The 9,316-nt window shown below is 61.3% G+C and carries 8 protein-coding genes; 5 read left to right on the top strand and 3 right to left on the bottom strand.

Translation table 11 applies throughout. The annotated features are described in order from the left end of the window. Nucleotides 1–61 precede the first annotated feature (61 nt). Entirely contained in the window at nt 62–577 is a 516-nt protein-coding gene (locus CFR71_RS16115; RefSeq protein WP_133251093.1) for a hypothetical protein, read from the bottom strand. Nucleotides 578–746: 169 nt separating this feature from the next. Here CFR71_RS16115 and CFR71_RS06000 point away from each other — a divergent pair, with 169 nt between their 5' ends. Next, complete coding sequence (locus CFR71_RS06000; RefSeq protein WP_110528443.1) at nt 747–1,403, top strand: IS1595 family transposase; 657 nt, start codon at nt 747–749, stop codon at nt 1,401–1,403. A gap of 45 nt (nt 1,404–1,448) precedes the next feature. On the opposite strand, the gene CFR71_RS05995 is transcribed toward CFR71_RS06000, so the two are convergent. Both CFR71_RS05995 and CFR71_RS05990 read right to left on the bottom strand, forming a co-directional pair. Continuing rightward, complete coding sequence (locus CFR71_RS05995; RefSeq protein ID WP_110528621.1) at nt 1,449–3,101, bottom strand: stimulus-sensing domain-containing protein; 1,653 nt, start codon at nt 3,099–3,101, stop codon at nt 1,449–1,451. A gap of 150 nt (nt 3,102–3,251) precedes the next feature. Further along, nucleotides 3,252–3,962: a response regulator transcription factor gene (locus CFR71_RS05990; RefSeq protein ID WP_110528618.1), complete on the bottom strand. Its 711-nt coding sequence runs from the start codon at nt 3,960–3,962 to the stop codon at nt 3,252–3,254. A gap of 251 nt (nt 3,963–4,213) precedes the next feature. Between CFR71_RS05990 and CFR71_RS05985 the strand changes: the two genes are divergently transcribed. From CFR71_RS05985 to dapB, 4 genes are all read left to right on the top strand, one after another. Beyond that, nucleotides 4,214–4,828, top strand: coding sequence for a nucleotide exchange factor GrpE (locus tag CFR71_RS05985; RefSeq protein ID WP_110528440.1), 615 nt, complete (start codon nt 4,214–4,216; stop codon nt 4,826–4,828). A 207-nt stretch (nt 4,829–5,035) separates the two neighbouring features. After that, nucleotides 5,036–6,958: a molecular chaperone DnaK gene (gene dnaK, locus CFR71_RS05980; RefSeq protein WP_110528437.1), complete on the top strand. Its 1,923-nt coding sequence runs from the start codon at nt 5,036–5,038 to the stop codon at nt 6,956–6,958. Nucleotides 6,959–7,196: 238 nt separating this feature from the next. Next, nucleotides 7,197–8,330 (top strand): molecular chaperone DnaJ, encoded by a 1,134-nt coding sequence (gene dnaJ / locus CFR71_RS05975; RefSeq protein WP_110528435.1) that lies wholly within the window; start codon nt 7,197–7,199, stop codon nt 8,328–8,330. A gap of 175 nt (nt 8,331–8,505) precedes the next feature. Then, a complete protein-coding gene (gene dapB / locus CFR71_RS05970; protein WP_110528431.1) occupies nt 8,506–9,303 on the top strand; it encodes a 4-hydroxy-tetrahydrodipicolinate reductase in 798 nt (265 codons plus the stop codon). Nucleotides 9,304–9,316: the final 13 nt, after the last annotated feature.

Below are 9,316 nucleotides of genomic sequence, written 5' to 3'. Positions count from 1 at the left end.
GCATCGGGTTTTCTTATAGCTTACGAAAATTTCTTTTGTGCAAAACAGACTTTTTCATAATCTAACCCGATGTACAACCCTTCTGTGAGATTTCCGCGTCATGATCGACTGTTGATTCCGCATCAAGGAGTAGGTTCAGGCCAGATCTCTCATAGATTGCAAAATTTCTACCCACGTCAGGGATCGTGGCACAATTGTCCGAATGTTGTTGTAAAATGATATTATCAATTCGAATATGCGATCCTGCGGCAGGGGTCACGCGGAATTCGACATTCGTGTTCGCTATTATATTTGTAAACGAAATTTCTGCAATTTTCCCCTTACCAGAACGAAGGTTGCATATTCCCATGACGGTCAGGCCACCTTCTGCGCAAACATCACAAAATGATTGAGCCTCTTTGCCTTCGAACTCGCCGTTGAATATTACTGTCCAAGAGCCTGCGGGAACTTTGATATAAGGTCCCCAAATTAATGTGCGAGACTCTTTTACGCTAATTCCGCTGTGTACCTGAGACATTTCAACATACGATTGGAACCCGTCTGTAAGATCGAAAATAATTCTTGTGTCAATCTTCATAATATCTTCTCACCGTGATTTTGTGATGAAAAATATATAAAATTTTTAAAAAATGTAAATATATATAACATATGTTAACGCAATGTATTATTATGTTTCTTATATTGTGCGCTAATAGCTAAAATTATTTGGGCTGGCATAGGTAAGCCAATAAAACCTGATATATCGCATGAAAGCACGTCGTTGCAGCCGGCTGCCTGTCAGCATTCAAAAACGCCTTCTGGAGCACTTCGTGGCGGCCACGCCCGCCCGGAATGCCGCTGAACTCGTAGGCGTCGATCGCAAGACAGCGACCCTGTATTACCGGAAATTACGAGAGATCATCGCGGAACAGATTGCCCATAAGATGCCGGTCTCAGGTGGAATCGAAGTCGATGAGAGCTATTGCGGTGGGCATCGCAAAGGAAAACAAGGTCGGGGCGCTGCCGGAAAAGTGGCTGTCTTCGGCCTGCTGAAACGCCATGGCCGTGTCCATGCCGTCATGATCCCAAACGCCGGGCATCAGACGTTGATGTCGATCATTCGAAAGAAAGTACAGCCGGATTCAATTGTTTACAGCGATTCCTGGCACGCTTACGACAAACTGGATGTCTCGGAATTCCATCACGAACGCATCGCCCACAGCAGGCACCCTGCTCTGGGCGGAAACGATATCAACGGCATCGAGAATTTCTGGAGCCAGGCGAAGCGGCATCTGCGGCGATACAATGGAATACCACGCAAGGACTTCCATCTCTTCCTGACCGGGTGCGAGTGGCGCTTCAACATCCGCTCGCCTGCAGAATTCCTGAAAATCCTCACCCAATGGGCTAAACTGCCCATGTGAACTCTTCCAAACAATGCTTACCTATGCCTGCCCTTATCTTTTTCCCTACCCCACCCGGGGCAGGCAGATTACGAACCGCGCGCCGATGACGTGGCCATCGGCATCAATGCGGTTTTCCGCGCTGATCGTCCCACGCAATGCCTCGACAATCTGGCGGCTGATGGACAGGCCCAGCCCGGAATGCTGCCCGAAATTCTCGCTGGTGGGCCGTTCGGAGTAAAAACGGTCAAAGATGTTGTCCAGTTTTGCCTGCGGAATGCCCGGCCCTTCATCCGCGACAGCGATTTCGACCATGTTGCCCGCAGGCACGGCGCTCAGCAGGATCTGCCCGTCAGGGGGAGAGAAGGAAATCGCGTTGCCGATCAGGTTGCGCAGTACCTGCACCAGGCGGTCTTCCACCGCCATGACCGTCAGGGGACGTTCCGCGCTGTTGCCACTGCTGGCAACGCTCATGACGGGCTGACCGGGCTGACGCGTGGTCTGGTGAATTTCCGCGAGTACCGACAGCAATGGGACCACCGCCACGGGTTCGGCCCGCGCGCGCGAGATTTCCGCATCCACGCGGCTGGCGTCGGAAATGTCGGTAATCAGGCGATCCAGCCTGCGTACGTCATCATGAATGATCATCATCAACCGCTGCTGCCGTTCGGGATCCTTGATCCGCAACAGGGTTTCGATGGCGGAGCGGATGGATGACAGGGGATTCTTGATCTCATGGCTGACATCGGCGGCGAAACGTTCGATGGCGTCCATGCGCGCCCACAACGCGCTGGCGCTGTCCTGCAGCGCGCGGGCAACTTCCCCGATCTCGTCACGACGCGCCAGCAGGCGCTCGGGCACCACGTCCGTCCGTCCGGACGATTCGCGCATGACATGCGCCGACGCCGCCAGCCGCAGCAGCGGCCGCGCGATCGTCAGCGACAGGTACCATGACAGCAGGATCGTCAGCGCCAGGGCCATCAAAAACAGCGACAGGATGGATGAGCGCACGGCAAACAGGGAACGGTCCACGTCCCGCGCCTCGCGCGTCAGCTGGATGATGCCCACCGTGGTCTGCCCGTCATGCATCACGGGCTCGGCTACAGTCACCATCAGGCGCTGGTGCGCGGTGCGACGGATATAGGGCGGCATTTCCATGATGCGCGTCCCGTTCGGCCCTGCCACCGGCTGCACCGACGGGTCGGTATCCGGCGTATCGAGCGTCATGATCCGTTCGCCCGACAGGGTCGGCAGCTGCGACAGAAGCCAGTTGTACAGCCGCTCCCCGATATTGCGGGTTTCGGGATACAGTGGGGAACGATCCTCCTCGTCCCCGATCATCCCGTCATGCGCGCCGTGGTCGTGACGCAGCGGGCGCGGGCCCGTGCGTTCCGCGCGGCTGTCTGCCACGGGCTGGCCGTCCGGGGCGAACAGCCGGGCCCGTGCGTTGGGACTGGGCTCGGTCAGGCGCAGCAGCAGCGGGCGCGCCAGCGCGGGGTCCAGCAAAACCCCATGGCGGGTGGTGGTCACGGCACTCTGCCCCAGCGCGCCGGCATAGATCCGCGCCTGTTCACGCAGCGCGGAAACCTCCGCCTCCAGCAGGCTATTCTGGAACTGCGTCAGGTACAGCAGCGTCAGCGCCAGCAGTCCCAGCGGCAGCATGTTGACCAGCAGGATCCGCCGCATCAGGGGCGAGACAAGCCGCGTGCGGTATTCCATGTAGGCCGCCGCGGCGGCATTGTTTGCTGACAGCCTGTTGCCCGCGCCCTTCCTGCGGATCCTGCGCAACCACGCGCGCAGGGACGACAGCCTCAGGGCGATGTCAGAGGCGATATCAGACATGGAGAAGGGGCGCCTCAGGGGATGTTCCTACTCTTCCTTGTAGCGGTACCCGATGCCGTACAGCGTCTCGATCTGGTTGAAATCCTCGTCCACCTGGCGGAATTTCTTGCGCACGCGCTTGATGTGGCTGTCGATGGTGCGGTCATCGACATAGATGTTCTCGCCATAGGCGGCATCAATCAGCTGGTCGCGCGACTTCACCAGCCCGGGGCGCGTCGCCAGCGCCTTGACCAGCAGGAATTCCGTCACCGTCAGCTGGATGTCGCGGCCATGCCACAGGCACTGGTGGCGCGTCTCGTCCAGCGACAGGTTGCCGCGCACCATGTTGCTGGTCGGACTTGCGCCCACGGCCTCGTTGCGGGTCAGCTCATTGCGCCGCAGCAGCGCGCGGATGCGCTCCAGCAGCAGGCGCTGCGAAAAGGGCTTGGTGATGTAATCATCCGCGCCCAGCCGCAGGCCCATCAGCTGGTCCACTTCCTCGTCCTTGGACGACAGGAAAATGACCGGCAGCTGCGAGCGCGCGCGCAGGCGCTGGAGGAGTTCCATCCCGTCCATGCGCGGCATCTTGATATCCAGCACCGCAAGGTCTGCCGGGCGGCTCATCAGTCCGTGCAGCGCGCTTTCCCCGTCGGTATAGGTCTGGACGGTGAACCCTTCCGCTTCCAGCGTCATCTGCACGGACGTCAGGATGTTGCGATCGTCATCAACCAGTACGATCGTCTGTTTCGTCGGCTCCATCAGGATCTCTTCATGTTTTATCTGCGGATGGCGGCCATCGGGCGCGCGCGTCGAGGGGGCTTGCCTTGGGGGGCGGTTGGAGCATAGCGTCATATCGGTCCGCATGTCATGAGGGCATGCGCCATAATGATGAACACGAGGAAGGGACGGGACGGCCGTCCGGCAGCTGACGGGGCAGCACGCAAATTCGGCATGCCTGCGCATACCGTTATGCCTTGTCCATCTGGCGACCGTTACCTACTTGATAGGTCATGACCCACGATACAGACCCCACCCCCCACGCCGACGCCGCACCCGGCGCAGGCACACACCAGCACCAGCCCGAGGGACAGCAGCCTCATGACGCTCCGGCGGCCGAGGCAGGCGAGACGTCCACGACGGCGGCCGAACCGGCCGACCGCATCGCGGAGCTGGAGGCCGAAGTCGCGGCGATGCGCGAAAAGTGGATGCGCGCCGAAGCCGAAATGCAGAACCTGCGCAACCGCACCAAGCGCGAGATTGAGGATGCGCGGCAGTACGCCACGCAGAAATTCGCCCGCGACGTGGTAGAGGCCGCGGAAAACCTCAAGCGTGCGCTCGCCAGCCTGCCCGCCAGGACCGAGGGCGAGGAAGGCATCGTCAAGAGCATGCGCGAAGGCATCGAAAGCACAGAGCGTTCGTTCCTGGGCATTCTGGAACGCAACGGCATCGTCGCCGTCGATCCGCAGGGCAAGCCCTTCGACGCCAACCTGCATCAGGCCATGGCGGAACAGCACAGCGATGAACACGCGGCCGGGACCGTGATGCAGGCGTGGACGCCGGCATGGACCCTGCACGGTCGTCTGCTGAAGCCCGCGATGGTTGTCGTGTCCAAGGGACATGCCTGATATCACGGGCTGAAAATCCCGATTGATCGGCCCGCGCCCCCTTGAAAGGGCTACTGGGCCTGCTTAAATCGGAAAGTAACGCTGACGGGCGGGACCATCAGGGATGTGACGATGCAGTCCTTTTTCCCACCTGTCGGCAAATGAATGATCAAAAGGGCTTTTTCGGGTGCTTCGGGCCCGTCAAGGCCGCTATCAAGGAGAGTATTCATGGGTAAGGTTATCGGTATTGACCTTGGCACGACCAATTCGTGCGTCGCGGTCCGCGAAGGCGATGAAACCCGCGTTATTGAAAACAGCGAAGGCGCACGCACCACCCCGTCGATGGTCGCGTTCACCGACAGCGGTGAAATGCTGGTCGGCCAGGCCGCCAAGCGTCAGGCGGTCACGAACCCCGCCAACACCCTTTATGCCGTCAAGCGCCTGATCGGCCGCCGTTACGACGACCCGACCGTGGCGAAGGACAAGGAACTTGTCCCCTATGCCATCGTCAAGGGCGACAACGGCGACGCATGGGTCGAGGCGCAGGGCAAGAAGTATGCCCCGGCGCAGATTTCCGCCTTCATCCTGGGCAAGATGAAGGAAACGGCCGAATCCTACCTTGGCGAGCCGGTGACGCAAGCCGTCATCACGGTTCCCGCCTACTTCAACGACGCGCAGCGTCAGGCGACGAAGGATGCGGGCCGCATCGCTGGCCTCGAAGTCCTGCGTATCATCAACGAGCCGACGGCGGCCGCGCTGGCCTATGGCCTGCAGAAGAAGAACGGCGGCACGATCGCGGTCTATGACCTTGGTGGTGGTACGTTCGACGTCTCGATCCTCGAAATTTCCGACGGCGTGATCGAGGTGAAGTCCACGAACGGCGATACCTTCCTCGGCGGTGAAGATTTCGACGCGCGGATCATCAGCTACCTCGCGGACGAGTTCAAGCGCGAGCAGGGCATCGACCTGCGTCAGGACAAGCTGGCCCTGCAGCGCCTGAAGGAAGCGGCGGAAAAGGCGAAGATCGAACTGTCCTCCGCCAAGGAGACGGAAATCAACCTGCCGTTCATCACGGCCGACGCGTCCGGTCCGAAGCACCTCGTGCTGAAGCTGACCCGTGCGAAGCTGGAAAGCCTGGTTGACGACCTGATCCAGCGCACGCTGGAACCCTGCCGCGCCGCGCTGAAGGATGCGTCGGTCAACGCTGGTGAAATCGACGAAGTCATCCTGGTCGGCGGCATGACCCGCATGCCCAAGGTGATCGAGGCGGTGAAGCAGTTCTTCGGCAAGGATCCGGCCCGCAACGTGAACCCGGACGAAGTCGTGGCCATCGGCGCCGCAGTCCAGGGCGCGGTGCTGCAGGGTGACGTGAAGGACGTCCTGCTGCTCGACGTGACGCCGCTGTCGCTGGGGATCGAGACGCTGGGTGGCGTGTTCACCCGCCTGATCGACCGCAACACGACGATCCCGACGAAGAAGAGCCAGACCTTCTCCACTGCGGAAGACAACCAGAGCGCCGTGACCATCAAGGTCTATCAGGGCGAACGCGAAATGGCGGCCGACAACAAGCTGCTGGGCACGTTTGACCTGACGGGCATCGCCCCCGCACCGCGTGGCGTGCCGCAGATCGAGGTGACGTTCGACATCGACGCCAACGGCATCGTGTCCGTGTCCGCCAAGGACAAGGCGACCGGCAAGGAACAGCAGATCAAGATCCAGGCGTCTGGTGGTCTGTCCGAAGCCGATATCGAAAACATGGTCAAGGACGCGGAAGCCAACGCCGCCGCCGACAAGGCCAAGAAGGAACAGGTCGAGGCCCGCAACCAGGCCGAAGGCCTGACACATCAGGTCGAGAAGTCCCTGTCCGAAGCTGGCGACAAGGTCCCGGCTGCCGACAAGACCGAAGCCGAGGCCGCGATTGCCGAGGTCCGCAAGGCCCTTGAAGGCACTGACGCCGAAGCCCTGAAGAAGGCGACCGACCGTCTGACGCAGGCCGCGATGAAGGTTGGTGAAGCCGTCTACAAGGCCGGCCAGGCGGAACCGGGCGCTGCCGCCGGGGCCGCGGGCGCCGCGCCGGGTGCCGGCCCGAACGGCGAGAAAGTGGTGGATGCCGACTTCGAGGATGTGGACGACAGCAAGAAGTCATCCTGATCGTCGCAAGGCGTCATACATTACTCCGGTAAATGGGGAAGGGGGCTGACGCTCCCTCCCCTGATCCAGGTGGCGCCCGTGCTTCGTGGAAGACGGGCGCTTTTCCTGTTGTAAAGACTCGATACGGATCCGATCCGGATTCCCACCCCAATCCGACAACGGCCCGGCCGCGCCCATGACAAGGACTGCCTGACCAGGCCCCTCCTTCGGGGCGGCCCCGTTTCACTGAGGACCCATTATGGCCACCAATCTTGATTATTACGCGGTTCTGGAAGTTTCCCGGGATGCCGATGGCACCGAGATCAAGAAGGCGTATCGCCGGCTGGCCATGAAATACCATCCCGACCGCAATCCCGGCGACACCGAGGCCGAGACACGGTTCAAGGAAATCAACGAAGCCTATGACGTCCTGAAAGACGATCAGAAGCGCGCCGCCTATGACCGCTTCGGCCATGCGGCGTTCGAGGGGGGCGGCCCCGGCGCGGGTCCCGGCGGGTTCGATTTCGGCGGTGGCGGCCTGGGCGATATTTTCGAACAGATGTTCGGTGACATGATGGGCGGGCGCCGTGGCGGACGCCGCGCGGGGGCCGACCTTCAGGTTCAGGTCAGCATCACGTTCGCCGAGGCCTTTTCGGGCGTCAAGAAACAGATCACCGTCCCCACGCGCGTCACCTGCGAAAGCTGCGACGGCACGGGTTCGGCCGACAAGGACCAGCCGCCGGAAGTCTGCCCCTCGTGCCATGGGGCGGGCAAGGTCCGCGCGCAGCAGGGCTTCTTCTTTGTCGAACGTCCCTGTCCGACCTGCCATGGCAGCGGTCGGCTGATCCGCAATCCGTGCAAGGTCTGCCACGGCACCGGCACGGTGGAAAAGAACCGCACGCTGGAGGTCGCGATCCCTGCCGGCGTGGAAGACGGCACCCGCATCCGCCTGTCGGGCGAGGGCGAGGCCGGGGGCGCGGGCGTAACACCGGGCGACCTGTATGTCCATATCAGCGTGGAGCCCCATCCGCTGTTCCAGCGCGACGGCGCCAACATCTACTGCCGGGTGCCGGTCCGCATGACGCAGGCGGCGCTGGGCACGGAAATCGAGGTGCCGGTCGTCGATGGGTCGCGCACCAAGGTCAAGATCCCGGCAGGCACCCAGACGGGCGAGAATTTCCGCCTGCGTGGCAAGGGTTTCTCCGTCCTGCGTTCCTCGGCGCGTGGCGACATGTATATCCAGGTCGTGGTGGAAACACCCCGTCACCTCACCCGTCGCCAGCGCGAGCTGCTTGAGGAGTTCGAGGCGGATGGTGGCGGCCATGACAAGGGCAGCCCGGAAAGCACCGGCTTCTTCAGCAAGGTCAAGGACTTTTTCGAAGGCAAGCTGTAGGCCGCACGCCTCTCCCTATGGGGATGTGGTTGAAAAGACGGCCTGATCAGGTATAGGTTTTTACATCGTATGCATGGTGTCCCCCCAACCTGCACCATGGATATGCTACAGGCGGCGCGATCCCCCGGTCGCGCCGCCATCTGTTTTTTTACGGGGCGACGGGGCGGAGATTGTCATGAACGTGGAAACGGTGCGCATCGGTATCGCCGGGATCAACGGGCGTGTGGGACGCCTGCTGCGTGAGGAAGTCGTGGCGGCGGGCGCCACGCTGGCGGGCGGGTCGACGCGCAATGGCATTCTTGAACCCGTGGCCGATGCTGCCTCCCCCATCTGTCCCATTTTCACATCGGTGGCAGACCTTGCCAAAGTCTGTGATGTTGTCATCGATTTTACGAATGCATCGACCGTGTGCGCGCATGCGCGCGACCTTGCGCAAAGTGGCACGGCATGGGTGCTGGGCACGACGGGGCTTGGTGAACGCGAACAGGATGCGGTCGATGTCGCGGCACGGCAGATTCCCGTGGTGCAGGCGGCAAACTTTTCCCCCGGCGTAACGTTGATGACGCGACTGGCGCGCCAGATGGCCGCCGCCCTGCCGGGACGCGAATATGACGCCGAAATACTGGAAATGCATCACAGGCAGAAGGTCGATGCGCCATCGGGCACCGCCCTGGCAATCGGCAACGCGGTGGCGGATGGTCGTGGCATCATGCTGAAGGATCACATGGAGGTCGCCCGCAGCGGCCATACAGGTCCGCGCGCGGATGACGCCATCGGCTTTGCCGTGCTGCGCGGGGGGCAGATCGTGGGGGAACATAGCGTCATCTTCACGTCCGCCCATGAGCAGATTTCCCTGACCCATCGTTCCTTTGACCGCCGCATCTACGCCACCGGCGCGGTGCGTGCGGCGCTATGGACCGGAACGCGCGGCGCGGGTCTCTATTCCATGGATGATGTACTGGGTCTGGCGTGAATTCCACGACCGC

It is taken from the genome of Novacetimonas pomaceti (genome assembly GCF_003207955.1).
GTDB lineage: Bacteria > Pseudomonadota > Alphaproteobacteria > Acetobacterales > Acetobacteraceae > Novacetimonas > Novacetimonas pomaceti.
Note: the sequence above shows the minus strand (reverse complement) of the source record. Positions and strands in the feature narration are given on the sequence as shown.

Coding starts and splice junctions, on each gene's coding strand:
- dnaJ (WP_110528435.1), top strand. CDS start 7,197: ATGGCCACCAATCTTGATTATTACGCGGTTCTGGAAGTTTCCCGGGAT.
- CFR71_RS05985 (WP_110528440.1), top strand. CDS start 4,214: ATGACCCACGATACAGACCCCACCCCCCACGCCGACGCCGCACCCGGC.
- dapB (WP_110528431.1), top strand. CDS start 8,506: ATGAACGTGGAAACGGTGCGCATCGGTATCGCCGGGATCAACGGGCGT.
- CFR71_RS05995 (WP_110528621.1), bottom strand. CDS start 3,101: ATGGAATACCGCACGCGGCTTGTCTCGCCCCTGATGCGGCGGATCCTG.
- CFR71_RS06000 (WP_110528443.1), top strand. CDS start 747: ATGAAAGCACGTCGTTGCAGCCGGCTGCCTGTCAGCATTCAAAAACGC.
- dnaK (WP_110528437.1), top strand. CDS start 5,036: ATGGGTAAGGTTATCGGTATTGACCTTGGCACGACCAATTCGTGCGTC.
- CFR71_RS16115 (WP_133251093.1), bottom strand. CDS start 577: ATGAAGATTGACACAAGAATTATTTTCGATCTTACAGACGGGTTCCAA.
- CFR71_RS05990 (WP_110528618.1), bottom strand. CDS start 3,962: ATGGAGCCGACGAAACAGACGATCGTACTGGTTGATGACGATCGCAAC.